This window comes from Rhizobium sp. 11_C7_N12_5 (genome assembly GCF_051811145.1).
GTDB lineage: Bacteria > Pseudomonadota > Alphaproteobacteria > Rhizobiales > Rhizobiaceae > Rhizobium > Rhizobium lusitanum.
The window spans coordinates 1,796,366-1,815,294 of sequence record NZ_JBPWPY010000001.1 but is presented as its reverse complement, the minus strand read 5'-3'; the positions used below and the strand labels follow the sequence as shown (position 1 = coordinate 1,815,294).

General features: G+C 59.2%; 18 protein-coding genes and 1 tRNA gene. 14 read left to right on the top strand and 5 right to left on the bottom strand.

The window, feature by feature from the left end:
* Position 1: 1 nt before the first annotated feature.
* Positions 2-400 (bottom strand): hypothetical protein, encoded by a 399-nt coding sequence (locus AB8B29_RS09000; RefSeq protein ID WP_439006431.1) that lies wholly within the window; start codon positions 398-400, stop codon positions 2-4.
* A 294-nt stretch (positions 401-694) separates the two neighbouring features.
* On the opposite strand from AB8B29_RS09000, the gene AB8B29_RS08995 reads away from it, so the two are divergent.
* The 3 genes from AB8B29_RS08995 to AB8B29_RS08985 all read left to right on the top strand — a co-directional run bounded on the left by AB8B29_RS08995 (position 695) and on the right by AB8B29_RS08985 (position 3,283).
* On the top strand, positions 695-1,345 hold the full coding sequence (locus tag AB8B29_RS08995; RefSeq protein WP_037202871.1) for a TetR/AcrR family transcriptional regulator C-terminal domain-containing protein: 651 nt from the start codon (positions 695-697) through the stop codon (positions 1,343-1,345).
* A 43-nt stretch (positions 1,346-1,388) separates the two neighbouring features.
* A complete protein-coding gene (gene ilvC / locus AB8B29_RS08990) occupies positions 1,389-2,408 on the top strand; it encodes a ketol-acid reductoisomerase (RefSeq protein WP_037202641.1) in 1,020 nt (339 codons plus the stop codon).
* Positions 2,409-2,527: 119 nt separating this feature from the next.
* Positions 2,528-3,283, top strand: a complete 756-nt coding sequence (locus AB8B29_RS08985; RefSeq protein WP_051964424.1) for a hypothetical protein — start codon at positions 2,528-2,530, stop codon at positions 3,281-3,283.
* A gap of 103 nt (positions 3,284-3,386) precedes the next feature.
* Here the strand turns inward: AB8B29_RS08985 and AB8B29_RS08980 are convergent, their stop codons facing one another.
* Entirely contained in the window at positions 3,387-3,974 is a 588-nt protein-coding gene (locus AB8B29_RS08980; protein WP_037202639.1) for a class I SAM-dependent methyltransferase, read from the bottom strand.
* 158 nt (positions 3,975-4,132) lie between these two features.
* On the opposite strand from AB8B29_RS08980, the gene AB8B29_RS08975 reads away from it, so the two are divergent.
* A complete protein-coding gene (locus tag AB8B29_RS08975; protein WP_037202637.1) occupies positions 4,133-5,362 on the top strand; it encodes a PLP-dependent aminotransferase family protein in 1,230 nt (409 codons plus the stop codon).
* Between the two features lie 156 nt (positions 5,363-5,518).
* On the opposite strand, the gene AB8B29_RS08970 is transcribed toward AB8B29_RS08975, so the two are convergent.
* Positions 5,519-6,577, bottom strand: a complete 1,059-nt coding sequence (locus AB8B29_RS08970; protein WP_112441299.1) for an aldo/keto reductase — start codon at positions 6,575-6,577, stop codon at positions 5,519-5,521.
* Positions 6,578-6,749: 172 nt separating this feature from the next.
* Here AB8B29_RS08970 and AB8B29_RS08965 point away from each other — a divergent pair, with 172 nt between their 5' ends.
* The 8 genes from AB8B29_RS08965 to AB8B29_RS08930 all read left to right on the top strand — a co-directional run bounded on the left by AB8B29_RS08965 (position 6,750) and on the right by AB8B29_RS08930 (position 14,627).
* Positions 6,750-7,730 (top strand): ABC transporter substrate-binding protein, encoded by a 981-nt coding sequence (locus tag AB8B29_RS08965; RefSeq protein WP_112441301.1) that lies wholly within the window; start codon positions 6,750-6,752, stop codon positions 7,728-7,730.
* Between the two features lie 17 nt (positions 7,731-7,747).
* Positions 7,748-9,442 (top strand): ABC transporter permease, encoded by a 1,695-nt coding sequence (locus AB8B29_RS08960; protein WP_037202630.1) that lies wholly within the window; start codon positions 7,748-7,750, stop codon positions 9,440-9,442.
* Positions 9,430-10,461, top strand: coding sequence for an ABC transporter ATP-binding protein (locus tag AB8B29_RS08955; protein WP_037202628.1), 1,032 nt, complete (start codon positions 9,430-9,432; stop codon positions 10,459-10,461). Before AB8B29_RS08960 ends, AB8B29_RS08955 begins: the two co-directional genes overlap by 13 nt.
* An 80-nt stretch (positions 10,462-10,541) precedes the next feature.
* Positions 10,542-11,537, top strand: a complete 996-nt coding sequence (locus AB8B29_RS08950) for an isopenicillin N synthase family dioxygenase (RefSeq protein ID WP_037202626.1) — start codon at positions 10,542-10,544, stop codon at positions 11,535-11,537.
* Between the two features lie 51 nt (positions 11,538-11,588).
* Positions 11,589-12,704, top strand: coding sequence for an endonuclease/exonuclease/phosphatase family protein (locus AB8B29_RS08945; protein ID WP_037202624.1), 1,116 nt, complete (start codon positions 11,589-11,591; stop codon positions 12,702-12,704).
* A complete protein-coding gene (locus AB8B29_RS08940; protein ID WP_439006426.1) occupies positions 12,701-13,441 on the top strand; it encodes an NUDIX hydrolase in 741 nt (246 codons plus the stop codon). Before AB8B29_RS08945 ends, AB8B29_RS08940 begins: the two co-directional genes overlap by 4 nt.
* 68 nt (positions 13,442-13,509) lie before the next feature.
* Positions 13,510-14,427, top strand: coding sequence for a PhzF family phenazine biosynthesis protein (locus tag AB8B29_RS08935; RefSeq protein ID WP_037202868.1), 918 nt, complete (start codon positions 13,510-13,512; stop codon positions 14,425-14,427).
* Between the two features lie 124 nt (positions 14,428-14,551).
* Positions 14,552-14,627: transfer RNA gene (locus AB8B29_RS08930), tRNA-Lys, on the top strand.
* A gap of 83 nt (positions 14,628-14,710) precedes the next feature.
* On the opposite strand, the gene AB8B29_RS08925 is transcribed toward AB8B29_RS08930, so the two are convergent.
* Together AB8B29_RS08925 and AB8B29_RS08920 are read right to left on the bottom strand one after the other, a co-directional pair.
* Positions 14,711-15,040, bottom strand: a complete 330-nt coding sequence (locus tag AB8B29_RS08925) for a DUF982 domain-containing protein (protein ID WP_081938899.1) — start codon at positions 15,038-15,040, stop codon at positions 14,711-14,713.
* 338 nt (positions 15,041-15,378) lie between these two features.
* The gene (locus AB8B29_RS08920) at positions 15,379-15,642 is read right to left on the bottom strand and encodes a PilZ domain-containing protein (protein WP_037202620.1); all 264 of its coding nucleotides are present in this window, start codon (positions 15,640-15,642) and stop codon (positions 15,379-15,381) included.
* A gap of 1,136 nt (positions 15,643-16,778) precedes the next feature.
* Between AB8B29_RS08920 and AB8B29_RS08915 the strand changes: the two genes are divergently transcribed.
* Together AB8B29_RS08915 and AB8B29_RS08910 are read left to right on the top strand one after the other, a co-directional pair.
* Complete coding sequence (locus AB8B29_RS08915) at positions 16,779-18,239, top strand: FAD/NAD(P)-binding protein (protein ID WP_113119321.1); 1,461 nt, start codon at positions 16,779-16,781, stop codon at positions 18,237-18,239.
* Positions 18,240-18,444: 205 nt separating this feature from the next.
* Positions 18,445-18,912 carry an RrF2 family transcriptional regulator gene (locus tag AB8B29_RS08910; protein WP_047639840.1) on the top strand — a complete coding sequence of 156 codons (468 nt, stop codon included), beginning with the start codon at positions 18,445-18,447 and terminating at the stop codon, positions 18,910-18,912.
* The last annotated feature ends 17 nt before the right edge of the window (positions 18,913-18,929 follow it).

Here is an 18,929-nt window from a genome sequence, read left to right as displayed (position 1 = left end):
CCTAGCTGATGGGTGCGCCACAATTGCCGCCGTTCCAAGTGTAGCTGGGAACGGCATCCTGAGGTCCCCACAGGCCCTCGAAACGACCGTAGCCGGCATCGAACCGGATCGTCAGCGAACCCATTCCATATTTGTCGGACCAACGCAGCGTTCGCGCGGTGCCGTGCGCTGTCCCGATTTCCGACAAGGTGCCGGCCGTTGTATTGCCGTCATCATCGAAGCGATAGGTCCCCGATATGTGGCCCTTTGGGTCGGCCTGTAGCGAAGTCTCGACATCCACCAGCAACCCACTAGATAGAAGCTTGCCGCAATAATGTCCGTCGGGTCCGGTAAGCGGCTTTGTCGTTGCATGTGCCGACACTGTAAGGGGAAACAGGGGAAGGGGAAACAGGCCGAGCACAAGGCAGATCCTTACAATGCGGGTAGGTGCCCGCTGTTTGCTCCCGCCCGTGCCGCTGCCAGCCGGGAAGCGGGGAGGTGACGTCTCGTAATGAAGGTTGAACGCGGCTTTCATCAAAGGATCTCGAAAGGAAACGGATGTGCCGGCAAGCTCTATCCACCACGCGCCGGCCATGACAAGCGCGCTCCGATTTTTGGCGCAGTGCAGCAACGAATTCCGCTTGACGACCGCTTCGGCGTGCTGCATAACGCGGCACGAACCGTACCGTACGGTACGCATTTGGGAGTGGCCATCGTGCTGAGCGAAGTAGGACAGTCGAGCGAGTTTTCGCCGCGCCAGAACGCCGTTCTGGAGCAGGCGCTGCGTCTGCTCGTCGACGGCGGCGAAAAGGCGCTGACGACCTCGGGCGTCGCACGCGCCGCCAATTGCTCGAAGGAAAGTCTCTATAAATGGTTCGGCGACCGTGACGGTCTGCTGTCGGCGATGATCGCCTATCAGGCGAGCAAGGTGCGCACCTTCGAGCGCAATGGCGAGCGGCTGACGGTGTCGAGCCTGCATGATCATCTCGTTGTCTTCGCCCGCGATCTGCTGGAAGTTCTGGCGGGCGACGTCTCGCTGGCGCTGAACCGCCTGGCGATCGGCCAGTCTAACCGCGATGGCTCGAAGCTCGGCAAGCTTTTGCTGGAGCGCGGCCGCCGGCAGATCGACCGCCGCGCCAGCGGCTTGATCGACGCTGGCAAGCGGGCAGGGCTGCTCCGTTTCACCGATGCCGACGAGGCATATCACACGCTTTACGGGCTCATCGTTTCCGATCTGCATGTCCGCATGCTGCTCGGCGAGCCCGGTTTGAAGGATTCCAGCCGTCAGGCGGAGAGGGCTGTTACAGCCTTCCTCAAGCTTTACGGCACGGAAAAGGTTTTGGCGGAAGCAGCGGCGACCGTCTGAGACATCGAAATTATACCCAGACAAGCAAAGGGAAGGACAAACAATGCGCGTCTATTACGATCGTGATGCCGATCTCAACCTCATCAAGTCGAAGAAGGTCGCCGTCATCGGCTACGGTTCCCAGGGCCGCGCTCATGCGCTGAACCTCAAGGACAGCGGCGCCCAGAACCTTGTGATTGCGCTGAAGGCCGGTTCGCCGACCATCAAGAAGGCTGAAGCCGATGGCTTCAAGGTCATGACCGTTGCCGAAGCTGCCGCATGGGCCGACCTGATGATGATGGCGACCCCGGACGAGCTGCAGGCCGACATCTACAAGGCCGACATCGCTCCGAACATCCGCGACGGCGCTGCAATCGCTTTCGCTCACGGCCTCAATGTCCATTTCGGCCTCATCGAGCCGAAGGCTTCGGTCGACGTCGTCATGATCGCGCCGAAGGGCCCGGGCCACACGGTTCGCGGCGAATACCAGAAGGGCGGCGGCGTTCCCTGCCTCGTTGCCGTTCACCAGAATGCTTCCGGCAATGCGCTTGAACTCGCTCTCTCCTACGCTTGCGGCGTCGGCGGTGGCCGTTCGGGCATCATCGAAACCAACTTCCGCGAAGAGTGCGAAACCGACCTCTTCGGCGAACAGGTCGTTCTTTGCGGCGGTCTCGTCGAACTCATTCGCGCTGGTTTCGAAACGCTGGTCGAAGCCGGTTACGCTCCGGAAATGGCCTATTTCGAGTGCCTGCACGAAGTGAAGCTGATCGTCGACCTGATCTATGAAGGCGGCATCGCCAACATGAACTATTCGATCTCGAACACGGCCGAATGGGGCGAATACGTCACTGGCCCGCGCATCATCACTGAAGAGACCAAGGCTGAGATGAAGCGCGTCCTGAAAGACATCCAGACCGGCAAGTTCACCTCCGAGTGGATGCAGGAATACCGTTCGGGTGCTGCCCGCTTCAAGGGCATCCGCCGCAACAACGACAGCCACCAGATCGAGGAAGTCGGCGCCAAGCTGCGCGGCATGATGCCCTGGATCGGCAAGAACAAGCTGGTCGACAAGAGCGTCAACTAAGCTTTCCGTACGATGAAGCATTGAAAGCGGGGCCGAGGAGGGAAACTTCCTCGGCCTTTCATTTTCTGCGACCTAATCCGGGCTGGCGAGCTATTCGCGAATTCGCTATAGGGTTGTATATGAACTCCGATGAAACCAATTTGGCTCGAGCGGCGACCAAGCTCCATGGATATTGGCAGGCAGCCTATGCAGCATTTGCTGAATATCCATCTCCTGAAATTCTGGATGCGTCGCCATTGCTTGACGCGGAGAAGATTTTGCTCGAATTGCGTTCTGCACCTTTAGCGAACTTAAGTGGGAACGCTCTGAGTGGCTACGCCACGAGCGCCATGACCACCGTTGGGGGAGTCAAGGAATACAGACATTATCTGCCGCGCATTCTGCAGCACGCTTTTTTGACCCCGAGTGAGCCAGGCTTTGATCCGCTGATAATCTTGTCGAAGCTGGAATATGCTAACTGGCGTAGATGGCCAGTGTCAGAGCGTTCTGCGATCGAGAACGTTTATCGCGCGTCGTGGCACTGGGCACGATTGCAGCATCCAGACGAGTTCGATGCGACGAATTGGTTCGCCTGCGTAATTCGTCTCGAAAAGGATATTGATTCTGTTCTGAAGTCATGGCTGTCCAATCTGACACCGAATTCTGCCCTTCAACTCGCTGACGTCATCAGTCGGTCGGACGGGCTGCCATATGGTCGCTCTTTTTGGGAAGATCTTGATTTGGCGACAAGGCGGACGATCGCCGATTGGCTTTGCGGCGATGGATTGCAAGCTGCCATAGTGGCGGTTGTCGACAATGTAGCCGATAGAGATATGTGGCGCATCGATTCCATTGAGGCTGCTTTGGCCCTTTTGCGTGCGATGCCCTGCCGTTAACGCAGGTTTGGAGTAGCCGGCAGGGCAAGTTTTGCTTGGGTCAACAGAGCCAACTCCAAGCCGCTTGGGGCGATGAGAGCAACAACTAAGTTCAGACCGATTTCTATTTCCGTACGCTAACATAGAGCCATTTCGTCGGCTTGCCGTCGAAGCCACCTCCATCGGCTTCGGTTATCGCTACATCTCTCCATCCGCCTTCATTCAGAAGAGCCCCCAGCCATTCGGCCGAAGGATAATTATAGTAGCGGCCGAGCGTGTCATGCCCCTCAGCAGCGCCGGCCTTGAAGCTGCTATGGAAGATGCCGCCGTCCCTCAAAGCACGTAGAATCCGATCGAAGATATTTGGGAGGTCTGATCGCGGTACATGAAGGAGGCTGGCCTCCGCCCATATACCGTCAAAAGCGGCACTGGCGTCCAGGGTCTCGAACCGCATGATCCGGACAGGTCTGCCGATTAGCTTTTCAGCCTCATTGGCGAGTTCTGCCGAACCGTCTGTCGGCGTGATGTCGAAGCCACGCGATAGCATGTAGGCCGCATCCTGACCGGCTCCGCATCCCAGCTCAAGGATAGACGCTCCGGCCGGAAGGGCGGCAAGAAACGCGTCGAGTCGGCTTGTCGGAAGATTGCGTTTACGCGCGGCATAGAGGGCGGCGTTGTCGGCGTAAAACGATGATGTCGGATCCGTGCTCATGATCTCTTTTGACTCTGTTACTCGGGTTCAGAAGCTCATTCCTATCAGGAAAGATTGCGATTCTGAGAGGCAATGAAAACAAATTAGGTCAGTATTGTTGACTTATCTTTTGTTGCGTGATCTTGTGCCGGAAAGACCAAAAATTACGAGGAAGCCCCATGTTGAATTGGGAAAATATCTTTGCGACCCGCTCGAGCCGTATGCGCGCCTCCGAAATCCGCGAATTGCTGAAGCTGCTGGAGCGGCCGGATATCATCTCGTTTGCCGGTGGGATTCCCGACCCTGCGCTGTTTCCGGATCAAGAATTCAAGCAGGCCTATGCCGATATTTTTTCCGGCCCGACCGTCAATGCCGCCCTGCAATATTCGGTCAGCGAAGGCTACAAACCACTGCGCGAGTGGCTGGTTGGCCAGATGAAGGCGCTCGGCGTTCCCTGCGAACTCGATAACGTCTTCATCGTCTCCGGCTCGCAGCAGGGGCTCGATTATCTCGGTAAGCTCTTTCTGTCGCCGAAGGATACGGCGCTTGTGACAGCGCCGACCTATCTCGGCGCGCTGCAGGCCTTCAATGCTTACGAGCCGACCTATGACCAGCTGACGCCGAACGGGAACCGGACGCCGGATTCCTATAGCGCCGCTGCCACGAAGGCCGGAGGCAGGGTCAAATTCGCCTATCTCTCGGCTGATTTTGCCAATCCGACCGGTGAAACGGTCGATCTGGTTGCCCGCGAGAAACTCATCGACCTCGCCGACGAGCTCGATATCGCCATCATCGAAGACGCCGCCTATCAATCGCTGCGCTACGATGGTGAGGCGATCCCGCCGATCCTGGCGCTGGAGATCGCGCGCAAGGGGAATATCAACGACACGCGGACGATCTATTGCGGCAGCTTTTCCAAGACCTTGGCGCCGGGTCTTCGCGTCGGTTTCGTCGTTGCCAATGCGCCCGTCATCCGCAAGCTGGTGCTGATGAAGCAGGCGGCGGACCTGCATTCCTCGACGATCAACCAGATCGCCATCCATCAGGTCGCCGAACGCGGTTTTGATGCGCAGGTTGCCAAGGTCCGCAAGACCTATAGCCACCGTCGCGACTGCATGCTGGCGGCGCTTGCGAAGTATATGCCTGAAGGTACGAGCTGGACGAAGCCGCAGGGCGGCATGTTCGTGTGGGTCACCCTGCCGAAGGGCATGGATGGCGCCAAGCTGCTGGCAAGATCGCTCGAAACCGCGAAGGTTGCCTTCGTTCCCGGTCAGGCCTTCTTCGCCGACGGCACTGGTGCGAATACATTCCGCGTCAGCTTCTCCTGCGCCAATGACGAGATGATCGAAGAGGGCATTTCGCGGCTCGGCAAGTTGATATCAGGCGAGATCGGGGCATTGGCCGCCTGATTTACCTTCTCCCCGATGGGGAGAAGGATGCGCTCCGCAGCTTATCGACGGGGCGCTGGTTAAGGCGCTGCACCGTTATGGTGGACGCTGAATGTGCCGCGCCACCTCCTCATCCGCCCTTTGGGCACCTTCTCCCCGAGGGGGAGAAGCAGTTTCTTACTTCGCCAGATGTGGGCCGATCAGCGAAAGGTCGGCCTCGCTTAGACGGTCGCTGGCGGTGTTGTGCTGATGCCAATAGGGATACATCAGCGGCGGCAGGCTGACATCATCAAGACGCTTGCGTTCTTCATCGGTTAGCTTCAGTTCGGCGCTGGCGAGATTGTCCTGGAACTGGGCTTTCGTGCGGCCGCCGATGATGACCGAGGTCACGCCCTTGCGACCGATCAGCCAGGCGAGCGCCACCTGTGCGGCCGAGACGCCGCGGCCATCGGCAATCTCCACCAGCGTATCGACGATATTCCACAGGCGGTTCTCGTCGCGGATCGGCGGTTCCGTCCAGCCGGCGAACTGGCGCGTGCCTTCAGGCGTTGCCTGGTTGCGGCGATGCTTGCCCGACAGCAGCCCGCCGGCGATCGGGCTCCAGACGAGGATGCCAAGGCCTTGGTCGATGCTGATCGGAACCAGCTCGTTTTCGGCGTCGCGGGCTTCCAGCGTATAGTGGATCTGCTGGCTGACGAAACGTTCGCGCTTGTCACGCTCGCTGACGCCAAGCGCCTTCATGATGTGCCAGCCGGAAAAGTTCGAGCAGCCGATGTAGCGGATCTTGCCCTGGCGAACCAATGTATCGAGCGCTTCCATCGTCTCTTCCAGCGGCGTCTGACCGTCCCATTCATGCAGCTGATAAAGGTCGATGACATCGGTCTTCATGCGCTTCAAGCTTGCCTCGCAAGCCTGGATCAGATGCTGGCGGGAAGAGCCGACATCGTTGACACCAGGCCCCATGGGAAAGCGGGCCTTGGTGGCGATGAGCACGCCGTCCTTGCGCGGGCCGCCGATGATCTCGCCTAGGATTTCCTCCGAGGCGCCCTGCGAGTAGACATCGGCCGTGTCCAGCAGGTTGACGCCGGCATCGACGCACATGTCCACGAGCTTCTTTGCATCCTTGACGCCGAGATCGCCGACAGTCTTTGCCCAGCCGACCCCGCCGAAGGTCATGGTGCCCATGGTGATGGTGGAAACTTTGAGGCCGGAGCGGCCAAGCAGGCGATATTCCATGGATATGTCCTCCCGGATCCCATCTGAAATTCGAGTGCCAAGAAATAGCGTGAGGCGCCGACGGTCAAGGTTTAATCATCATATGAAACGCATCTTCTTCAAATTCAACTGTCACAATCATGTTAAGCCGCACGTCTAAGGAACCTTCCTACAACCTAGCCGAGGACGTCTTATGAAGACCTTTGTTTCCGCCTTCGCCGGCCTGCTGGCCGTCGCTCTTTTCTCCGGCACCGCCACCGCCGCCGACCTCGTCCTCTATACCAGCCAGCCGAACGCCGACGCGCAGGCGACCGTCGATGGTTTCATGGCTGCCAATCCGGGCATCAAGGTCGATTGGGTTCGTGACGGCACGCCGCAGATCATCGCCAAGTTGCAGGCGGAAATGCAGGCCGGCGCTCCCGCTGCCGATGTTCTCTTGATTGCCGACACGGTGACGCTGGAGCGCCTGAAGGAAGCCGGCAAGCTGCTGGCCTACAAGTCGCCGGAAGCCGCGAACTACGACGCGTCACTCTACGATGCCGATGGCTACTATTATTCCACCAAGCTGATCACCACAGGCATCGTCTACAACACAGCCGCGTCGATGAAGCCGGCCAGCTGGCAGGATCTGGTCAAGCCGGAAGCGAAAGGTCTCGTCGCCATGCCGAGCCCGCTTGCTTCGGGTGCCGCTCTCATTCACGCACAGACGCTCGCCGGCGTCGGCAGCCTGGGCTGGGACTATTACAAGAATCTTGCCGACAACGGCGCTATCGCTTCGGGCGGCAACGGCGCAGTGCTCAAGGCGGTCGCCTCCGGCGAGAAGGCCTATGGCATGATCGTCGACTACATGCCGATCCGCGAAAAGGCTAAAGGCGCACCCCTGGAATTCGTTTTCCCGACCGAAGGCGTTTCGGCCGTGACGGAGCCGGTCGGCATCCTCGCCAGCACGCAGCATGCCGACGCCGCCAAGAAGTTCGTCGATTACGTCCTGTCCGAAAAGGGCCAGGAAGGCTTCCTGAAGCTCGGCTATATTCCGGCCCGCAGCGGTACGCCGCTGCCGGAAGGTTTTCCGGCACGTGACAGCATCAAGCTTTTGCCGTTGAATGCCGCCGCTGCTCTCAAGAATGCGGATCAGGACCTGAAGACCTTCTCCACCTACTTCAAGTCGAAGTGATCCGGCCCGGATTTTAAATGTACGGATATGTGCGTAAGGGAAACAGCCAGCCGGCCTGGCTGTTTCCTTTTGTTGTTGCCGTCGTGCTGCTGCTTAGCGTTCTGCCGCTGGCGCGGCTGGCGATGGTTGGCATCGAGGCGCTGCTGCGCGGCGGCACCTATGAGCTCATCACCGATCCCGCGCTATGGCGCTCCAGCTGGTACACGATCGAAACGGCCGTGCTGGGCACGATTATTTCCGTGGCTCTCGGCTGCCTCTTCGCATTCCTGTTGACATTGACCGACATGCCGGGCAGGGGCGCGCTCCGCTTCCTCTTCGTACTGCCGATGATGATCCCGCCGCAGGTGACGGCGCTTGCCTGGGTGCAGATGTCCGGTCCGTCGAGCCCGCTGCTGAAGGCGCTGCATATCGCGCCGCCGCTCGGCTCGCCGCAGCCGCTCTATTCCATCGGCGGCATCGCGCTTCTCTACGGCGTGCAGCATGCGCCGCTGGTCTATCTGGCGCTCAGGGCCGGATTGATGGCACTCCCACGCGATGGCGTTGAGGCGGCAAGGCTTTCGGGAGCCTCGGGCCTGCGCGTCTTCAGGGATATCATCCTGCCTCTGTCGCTGCCCGGCGTCATTGCCGGTGCGGCAATCGCCTTCGTCTCCTCGATCGGCAATTTCGGCATTCCGGCGATTCTTGGTATTCCCGCCTCGATCTATACGCTCTCTACCCTGATCTTCACCAAATTCTCCAATTTCGGCCCACGGACTTTCGGCGATATCGCCGTGCTTTCGACCATGATCGCCGTCATCGCCGTTGCGGGACTTGCGGTGCAGGCCAAGGCATTGAAAGGGCGGGACTATCGTGTCATCGGCCTTTCCGGCGCGTCCGCTGCCTTTTCGCTCGGCCGCTGGCGTTATGTTGCCGTGCCGGTGCTCTGGGCGATCCTGTTCATTATGCTCGTCGCGCCCTTTCTGGCGCTGGTTGCAGGCGCGTTGGTGCCGGCCTATGGCGTGCCGCTGACGTTCAAGACGGCGTCGCTGAACGCCTTCGTGGAAATCCTGTTTCGGCAGACGGTGACACGCACGGCCTTTTCCAATTCCCTGTTTCTCGCCGCGACGACGGCGCTCGGTCTCCTGCTGGTGACAATTCTTGCCGCCTATGCGCTGACGCGGCGCAAGGACATGCTGAGCCGCATCGTCGGCGGCCTGATCGAGATACCCTACGCACTCCCCGGCATCATCATCGCCGTCTGCTTCATCCTGGTGTTTGCAGCACCCCTGCCGATCCTCAACGTCACGCTCTACGGCACGATCTGGATCATTCTGCTGGCCTATTTCTCCGCCTACTTCGCCGTCAGCTTGAAGCCGGTCATGAGTGCTTTCCTGCAGCTCGATCCGGCGCTGGAAGAGGCGGCGCGTCTTTCGGGCGCCGGCTTCTTCCGCCGCCTTGCGGATATCATCGTGCCACTGATCGCGCCGGCGGCGGGCGCGTCCGTGATCCTGGTTTTCCTCATTGCCTGCAACGAGCTGACGGTTTCGGCGCTGCTCTGGTCGGCGGGCACGCAGACGCTCGGCGTCGTCATCTACAATCTCGACGATGGCGGCAGCGCCGATCTTGCCTCTGCCATGTCCGTCATCGTCATTGCCATGGTCGTGATCATGATGGTGCTGCTCGAAGTCATGGCCAAGCGCCTGCCGAAAGGAGTGGTGCCGTGGCGAAGCTGATCCTCAACCACCTCTGCAAGGATTTCGGCACGGGCGGCCGCGCCGCCGTCAATGCACTGTCGCTCGACGTGCGCGAGGGCGGTTTCCTGGCGCTGCTAGGCCCCTCCGGCTGCGGCAAGACGACCGTGCTCAGAATGATAGCCGGCTTCGAACAGCCGACGGATGGTTCCATCCATCTCGGCGAGCGATTGCTGGCGGATGCGGCGAACATGTTGCCGCCGGAGCGGCGCAACATGGCGATGGTATTTCAGTCCTATGCGCTCTGGCCGCATATGAACGTCGCAGACAATGTCGGCTACCCGCTGAAGGTGCGTGGCATCTCCGGCGAACGTTACCGCGAGAAGGTGCGTGAAGCGCTCGCCACGGTGCGTTTGGCCGACTATGCCGAGCGCCGGCCCGCCGATCTCTCCGGCGGCCAGCGCCAGCGCGTAGCGCTTGCGCGCTGCCTGGTGACATCGCCTGACGTCGTGCTGCTCGATGAGCCGCTTGCCAATCTCGACCGTCATCTCAAGAAAGAAATGGAGGAGACGTTCCGTGAATTTCATCAGCGCTCGGGTGCCACGATGGTCTACGTGACGCATGATCAGAGCGAAGCCATGGCGCTGGCGACCGATGTCGCCGTCATGTCCGAGGGGCGGCTATTGCAGGTGGCGCCTCCGGCGGAGATCTATGCCCGGCCCGAAGGGCGGATGGTCGGCAGCCTGGTCGGGCAGGGCGCCATCCTGTCGCTGATCCTGCCCGATGGTCGGCCCCGTCTCATCGATTGGTCCGCCTTGAAGAAGATCTGGAACGAACAGGAGGGCGCCTCTGAGCATGCCGATATCCTTGTGCGGCCGGAGGATGTGATCGCCGACGCGCAGGGCATTTCCTGTCGGGTCGTTTCGGTTCTCTATGAGGGCGAGCGTTACGCGATACGGCTCTCGTTGCCGGACGGGCAGATGCTCAGGGCCTATAGCCGCGAGGTGGTAAAGGCGGGTGACGTCTATCCCGTCGCCATCCGCTCGGCCTGGAGGCTCTGATTGTGCGGCGGGAGACAAGATGGTTGTTCGCCGCCGCCGCCTATGCTTGATTTGACCGATGTCACGAATGGGAGTCGCGCATGTCCAGTCAGAGCTTCCCGATTTTCGATCTCGGCGCCTTCGAGGCGGCACATCTCGAGGACAAGAGACGTCTTGGGACCGAGGTGGACCGGATATGCCGCTCGACCGGTTTCCTGGCGATTGCCAATCATGGCGTCGCGGATGCGGTGATTGCGAATGTCTGGGACAAGACCCACAGTTTCTTCGATCTGCCTGCCGAGACGAAGCAGCGGGCCAAGACGCTCTATCCGGGCTATCCCTACGGTTATCTCGGCCCCGGCACGGAAGCCCTCGCGAAATCGCGCAATGTCGACACGCCGCCGGACTTGAAGGAAAGCTTCAATGGCGGTCCGCTCGCCGTGCCATCAGGCATGAGCGATCCGGAGGCGCTCGGCTTCTGCTATGCCGCGACGATCTGGCCCGAGGGACCGGAGGGTTTCACGGAGGCATGGAAGGCCTATTATAGCTCCATGGAGGATCTGGCGGCGCGGATCATGCGGGTGTTTGCGACGGCGCTCGGTCTCGACGAGCATTTCTTCGATACTTACGTGGACGCGCCGATCAGCGCGCTGAGGGCATTGAACTATCCCGAGCAGCATGTGCCGCCGCAGCCGGGCCAACTGCGTGCTGGCGCCCATACCGATTACGGCAGCCTGACGATCCTGCTGCCGCAGCCGGGTTCCAAGGGGCTGGAGATCATTGCACCTGACGGTCGCTGGACGCCGGTGCCGCCGGTGGAGGGAGCTTTCGTCATCAATATCGGCGACCTGATGGCGCTTTGGACCAATGATCGCTGGGTTTCGACCGTGCATCGCGTCGTCAATCCGCCGCCGGAAGAGGGCGGTATGCAGCGGCGGCAGTCGCTGGCATTCTTCCATCAGCCGAACTGGTTTGCCGAAATCGCCTGCCTGCCTTCGTGCCTGAAGCCGGGAGAGGCGCCGAAATATGCACCTGTTCTTTCCGGCCCCTATCTCATGGGTAAGTTCAAATCGACGGTCACCGCCAAGGCCGGCTAATGCGAGCAGGATAAGCCGGCTCTCAGTCTTCTTCAGAAATTGGAATGCTTCATGTCCCTGCGCCTTGCGACCTTCAATGTCGAAAACCTGCTGACCCGTTTTGATTACACCGGCTTTCGCAATCAGTTGCGCCAGGATCGCGTGTTGCAGCTCTTCGATGTCCGCAACGAGAATGTCTATCAGCAGCTGGAAGCTGCCCGCGTGGTCGCCGCGGCTGACGACACCCGGCAGATGACGGCGCTCGCGATTGCCGACGCGGATGCCGACATCATCTGCCTGCAGGAGGTCGACAACATGGCGGCGCTGCAGGCATTCGAATATGGCTATCTCTACCGCATGGTCGGCAATGGCTATCGGCAAAAATTCCTGATCGAAGGCAATGACAGCCGTGGCATCGATGTCGCCGTGATGATGCGCGAGGAAACGCGTGACGGCCAGCCGATCGTGCTTAATGACATCAAGAGTCACGCCATGGTGACTTATGGCGATTTCGGCCTTTTCAATGACGAGTTGGCGGAACTTGGCCTTCATTCGGAAGACAAGATCTTCAAGCGCGATTGCCTGGAACTCCATCTCCATATCGGCGGCGTACCTTTTTCGCTTTATGTAGTGCATCTGAAATCGATGGGGCCGGCGCGGGAGGGCGTCGATGGCCGCCGGGCGACCATACCGATACGCCGTGCCGAGACGATGGCCGTTCGCCGCATCATCGAAGACCGGTTCGGCGCCGGCCATACGGCGACCAAGAACTTCGCTATCTGCGGCGACATGAACGACTATCAGGAGTGGATCGACGTCATCGGCACGCGCCGCACCGGTTATAGTTTCGAGTACCGAACAGAAAAAGGAGAAAGTGCGCTCGACGTTTTCAGTCGCGACGGCTTTATCGAAAATGTCATGCATCGTCGGGAGGAGCTCGACCGCTGGACGCTTTATCATGCGCGGGGGCCGCAGGAGCAACGGCTCTGTCAGCTCGATTACATCTGGCTGTCTCCCGCTCTGGCGCGCGCCAATGCTACGCGCGTCCCCGACATTGTCCGCTCGGGCCAGCCTTTCCGGACCATATTTCCGCCGGGACAGGAGGTGGAGCGCTATCCGCGCGTCGGCTGGGACCGGCCGAAGGCATCCGACCATTGCCCCGTTGTCATCACATTGGATCTCGTATGACCGCCCCGAAATTGCAGAGCAACATGGCTGGCTGGCCGCCGGAAAGTACAGTGTTTCCAGTTTCCCGGATCGATCTCGCCGTGCTGCCTGGCGAGCATCCTTTCCATCTGAGCGAATTGGAAGCGGCAAGAGAGAACTGGATGAAGGAGATCGCCGCCAACCCTGCGCTCTTTGATGGCCGCATGATCTTCCAGCATCGGCTTTCGCTTGCCGATGGTGTGGTGAAGGGGGAAGCCTATGTGACGCCGTTTTCCACATTCCTCTGGTGGCGCAAGCAGAGGGAGCGGGGCGGCTTTCACGTCTTTGCATTTGCGGTGGCGGTGTCGTCCGACGGCGCGATCATCGCGATTCGCATGGCGCCGCATACGGCCAATCCGGGCCAGGTCTATTGCGCCGCCGGATCGATGGATGAAAACGATATCGTGGATGGGCATTGCGATGTCGAGGGTAACATGCGCCGCGAGGTTCTGGAAGAAACTGGCCTGGATCTGAATGAGGCAGCCGCCGAGCCTGGCTATTATGCTACACATGCGAACCGTTCCGTAACGCTTTTTCGCGTTTTCCGCTTCCAATGGACCGCGGAGGAGATGCTGCGGCGGATCGAAGCGCATATGTTGGTCGCCGAGGAGGATGAGATCGGCGGCGCGATCGCAATCCGCTCGGCCGATCCCACGGCGCATCGTTACAATGTTGCGATGCTGCCTATTCTCGCCTGGTTCTTCGGCGAAGCGGAATAGCTTGGGCTTGCGCTGGAGTCGCTTGCCGGTATGAATGGTTAAGTCTGGAAACTTGGATGGAGGCCGGATTGGCGCGCAGCTACAGTGTCTATGATGTGTTCACCGACAGGAAGCTGGCGGGCAATCCCCTTGCGATCATCTTCGATGCCGAGGGCTTGAGCGACGAGGCGATGCAGGCCATCGCCAGGGAGATGAACCTTTCCGAGACGGTGTTCGTGCTGCCGCCGCAGAATCCGGCGCATACGGCCAGTCTGCGAATATTCACGCCTGGTCGCGAACTTCCCTTTGCCGGGCATCCCACCGTGGGCACGGCGATCGCACTTGCTGAGAAGGCCCATGCCACGCATGGCGGCGACATCGATCTCGTTTCCGTGTTGGACGAACGGGTCGGGCCGGTACGCTGCGCGATCAGGCTGCGTCAGGACAAGGCGAGCTTTGCCGAGTTCGACCTGCCGAGGAAATCGCAGCAGATCCTGCTGCCGCTCGACAGGGCCGATATCGCCAATGCGCTCAGCCTGAAGATCACCGAGATCGGCTTCGAGAATCACGTGCCGTCCATCTGGAGCGCCGGCGTACCTTTCCTGCTGGTGCCGGTGCATGATGTCGGCGCGGCGGAGCGGTTGGAATTCGATCTGCAGCTTTGGGAGAAGACGGTTCCCTTCGTCGATGGCGCGCTGGCCTCAGCCTTCATCTATTGTCGCGGTGGCGTGAATCATGCCGCCAAGTTCCATGCGCGCATGTTTCCCGTGGGAATGGGTATCGTCGAGGATCCGGCGACGGGTTCGGCAGTGGCGGCGCTGTCGGGCGCGATCAATCAATTCGACGCGCTCCCAGACGGGCATCATCCCATCATCATAGAGCAGGGTATCGAGATGGGACGGCCCTCGCTGATTCATCTCCACCTCGATGTCGACGACGGCCTGATCGCCAACGCCCGCATCGGCGGCCAGGCCGTGCGCGTCGGGTCCGGAATTCTTGAGCTTTGATTTTGCTGGCTTTTCGGCGGTCTCTGAAATTTTTTTGACAAATAATCAAAGAAAATTCGTCTGGCCGCTGGACAATCAAACCGATCCTATTTATATGCCCGGTCACGCCGCCAGCAAGCGGTACGGGTGATTAGCTCAGTTGGTAGAGCAGCTGACTCTTAATCAGCGGGTCGTAGGTTCGAGCCCTACATCACCCACCATTATCTCCTTGAAAGCGCTGATTTATTCGCGGACGGAAGCCGGCATCGGTTTCCTATGCTTTGAATTCAGGTTCCCTTCTTTTTCATAGAAGCGGCGGCCGCGATCTCAACCTGGCGTTCCTCCAGCGGCTTCGTCGCGTGCTTGCTATCGACGATGAGGCGCTGCACGTGTCGATGGCTACGCCGGCCTCGTCTGCTGCTGCGATGAAGGCATCGCGTGCGTCAGCCGGCTGTCCTATGCCGTGTTCGACATCCATGCAGATCTTGAGAGCAGAAAGAAACTTGTGGCCGTCTGCAACAGGCCACATATCGAGAAGCATCTTCCAAGCCTCCCGGGTCGTGCCGACCTTCAGAGTTTGATTGGTACGTGTGCAAATTACACACACAGGGAAAAGCCACGGTCTATCACTCATCGTCATCGTCCGGAGTTATGCGATGGGCATTTTAGAATCCCGGGACCACAGGCCCGCAATAAAGAATGACAAGTGTCGCGGCGATTTGTGGCGTGTAATTAACGATTTTCGTCCTTGCCGCGGGGATCGGGTGGGTGGAACGGTTCGATGCGCCTCTTCGTGGCCCGATGAGCTGCAAGTCGATGACGCGTGAGAACGGCGAGGGTCCGCCGATATCGATCCTCATGCCGATGGTCGAGTTGAAGTCGAACCCGGCTATGCTCTCACAGGATATGATCGGAGTTGAGACTTCGACTGCGGCACCGCGCGGCGGTTATGGCGCAAAACAGTGCCTATCCTCAAACGAACTGAATGCCCATGCTGTTGATTTTTCGCCACCGCACCTGGCACGCCCACAGCCTGTTGTCCGAGAGCTGCAAATGGAAGGAGTTCGGTGCGGAAAGCGGGTTCTCGATTTGGATCATCGCACCGGTATCGGACAGGTTTCTGACAGTACAATCGAAGACCGAATGTCCGTCATTGAATATGATCTTGGCACCAAAAAACGTCCGCTTTCGCGTCGATGCTCTGCCTTCAGGTGAATCAGGCGAGACTGTCGTCATAGCATTGGCTCCCGTGCACCATGCTTCACTAATTTGGCATATTCTAGTGTCGGAAGCGTTAACGAAATTCTTGGAAACAAACAGCTTACGCGAATCTCAATTCTCCATGGAAAGCTCAAGAGCAATACTGCGGGATTGAGCTCCGCCTGCATTTCTGTGGTGTTGCGGCCGCCTTTCTGCAGGCGGAGGCGTCAGCGGAAATGTAGCAGGAATATGGTTGGCGCGCTCAGAGACATCGTAAGGAGGAAAAAGGAAATCGCGTATTTCAGCTTCCGCATCCTGCGTGTTTTTATGCCGTCCCAATCGTATCCCATAAGTATATCCCCCGCTGATCTAAAAAAATCCGATGCAGGTGGAGTATCGCAGGAGTCGTTTGCGTGAGGCTTGCCGAAAACATCATGTCGGCTGGCGCTGAAACCGATCTTTGATGGGGGAAATTCTATTTTTTACAGCGTAATAATTTCAAGCGTAAGTAGAGCGACGCGCTGCTATTCAAGGCTGCATTGGAGAGATGTGTTGAAATGAAACCGGGCGCTTGGCCGGTTTCAATGGCGGGAAATCGGGGAGTAATTGCGTCTAACAGGAAACCGGTGTCGGGCAGCACCCGAATTTGACAGCGGAACTGGAGTTCTTCCACTCGATGAATTTCATCATTCGGTCATATCGAACACGATCACCCGGATGCGCTTGCCGCGGGGCAAATCTCGCCGCCTTAATGGCATGCGCTCAATGCTTTTTATGTCCGCCTTCCATCAAGCTGAATACAAAGATGACGGCTAGGAGCAGCATCAACGTATAGTCGAAGGGGGTGAGCAGACGAAGTAGTTCCATGATATTTCTCCTCCCACAGAGAATACGAACCAGAACAACTATTAGTATGTTCTTTTATTTGGTGCATGCCAAGTTTTTTACATCTTGCGGTGCAAAAACAATGTTGTGCGAGGCACAAATAAGCGCTTGTTTGCAAAGGCTTATCTGCACCAATTCCACTGTCCGGGTTGCAAGGGGGAGCGTGCGCTCGTCTCGGGATCCTATTGTCAATAAAATTTATAGAGTATATTTTCACTCGTAACGGTAATTGCGATTGATCGGCAGGCGGCGAGTTCGCGCAGCGATCGATCCGGAAGGAGATGGCTATGACCATTAGCTCTGATCATCAGGCGCGTGATCTGCCAGTCGTCGCCATCATCGGCGGCGGGGTTTCCGGAACGGCAGTTGCCTTCCATCTGCTGCAACGCCGGTTGTTGCGGCCCGGCCAGCTTTTCATTTTCGAGCCACGTGACCGTCTGGGGGCAGGGCTTGCTTATGATACGCGCGATCCCGCTCACCGCATCAATGTGCCGGCGGCCAAGATGAGCCTCCTGCCTGACGACCTCGAGCATTTTCAGCGCTGGCTGCAGGAGCAGGACGCGCTGGCAGGTGATGAGGCGGCCGTCGCGGCGAATGGCTGCCTGTTTCCTCGTCGTGCCGTTTTCGGAAACTATATTTCCAGTATGATACGTCCCTTCGTAGAGGAGGGGCGTCTCACCCATATCGCTCAAGGGGTCGAACGGATCTCACGGTCGGGTCGCCGCTGGGTGATTACAGGCGAGGCAGGACGGCGCGTGGATGCGGATATTCTCGTCATCGCCACCAGTCATCCCTCGCCCCTGCCGCCGCAATTGCTGCAGGATGTGCTTGCCGATCATCCGCGCTTTGTTCCCGATCCGACGCGGCCGGATGCGCTCGCGGCCGTCCGGGCTGATGATCGGGTGCTGGTGGTTGGCAATGGCCTGACCTCGGCCGATGTCATCGCCTCTCTCCAGCTGCGCGGTCACAAGGGCCCCATTACCGCCATATCCCGTCGCGGATTGCGCTCACGCGGCCATGCGCGGGTGAAACAGGACCTGTTCGGCGATTTCGTCAGTCACCCGTCGCGGACGGCGCTGGATCTCCTACGGCATGTGCGCGCGGCCATCCGGGAAGCGGAAGGCGAGGGGCGCAGCTGGCATGCGGTCATCGATCAGGTGCGGGCGCAGGGGCGGCATTTGTGGCGGGCGCTATCCGTCGAGGAGCGAAGGCGTGTCGTCAGGCATTTGCGGCCCTTCTGGGACGTGCATCGTTTTCGCGTCGCGCCGCAGGTGGAGGCTGTCAGCGAACAGGCGATCGATGCCGGCCGGCTTGAAGTGCTCGCGGCTTCGGTTGCTTCCATCGAGGTCGCAGACGGCGGCATCGATTGCAGGCTCCGCCTCAGCCGCTCAGACCGAAGTGTCGAAAGGCAATTCGATGCCGTCGTCGTTACCACCGGTCCCGGCCATCGCGGGATCCTGCAGTCGCAAGGCTGGATCGAGGGTCTTGCGACGGCCGGATATCTAGCGATGGATCCCACGGGGCTCGGACTTGCTTGCGACATCCAATCGCGGGCGCTCGACGCTAACGGTGCGATCGTGCCGGCGTTGTTCATCTCGGGTCCATTGGCGCGCGGAACCTTCGGTGAGCTCATGGGTTTGCCTGAAGTGGTGGAGCATGCTGTCCTCGTTGCCGAGCAGGTGGCTTCGGCAATTGCCGAGCACGAACATGGGCATGGCGGAGCACATTTGGATAGTAGCGCCGCCTAAATCCAAGAAAAGCCGCAAAATCGTTGCTTCGGCGATACATTTGCCTAAATTTACTCATATAAACTATACAATTTGTGAGTTATTGTCTTGTTTGTCCGGGGTGTCGGGGTTACTTCCGCAATCTCTGATGACAAGATCAGCCGGCTGAGTCCCCATCGAACCGAGCCGGGTTCCCAACAATCGACTTGCAGTAAAGCGAATAGCGATGCTTACGAAAAAAGGAAAATATGGATTGAAGGCGCTGGTGGATCTGGCTCGTCTTGGGCCGGGCGAAACAGCGTTCATCAACGATATCGCGTTACGCAACAACATTCCGAAGAAGTTTCTCGATACCATCCTGCTCGAATTGCGCAATGCCGGTGTGCTTCGCTCGAAGAAGGGCCCCGGCGGCGGTTATTCGCTGTCGCGCTCGGCTTCGGAAATCCGCATCGGTCATGTCATTCGCACATTGGACGGTCCGCTTGCCCCGATCCGCTGCGCCAGCCGCACGGCCTATGAGGCTTGTGACGACTGTTCGGATCCGGAGCGCTGTCAGGTGCGTCGCTCGATGACGGAGGTCCGCGACGCGATTGCTGAGATTCTCGATAGCATGACGTTGGAACAGTTCGTCGCTGGCGGCTCGCAAATCGAGATCCCGGAACGGGAAGACTACCGCGCTTCGAATATCGGCTGAACCCTTCGGCCGTTTCC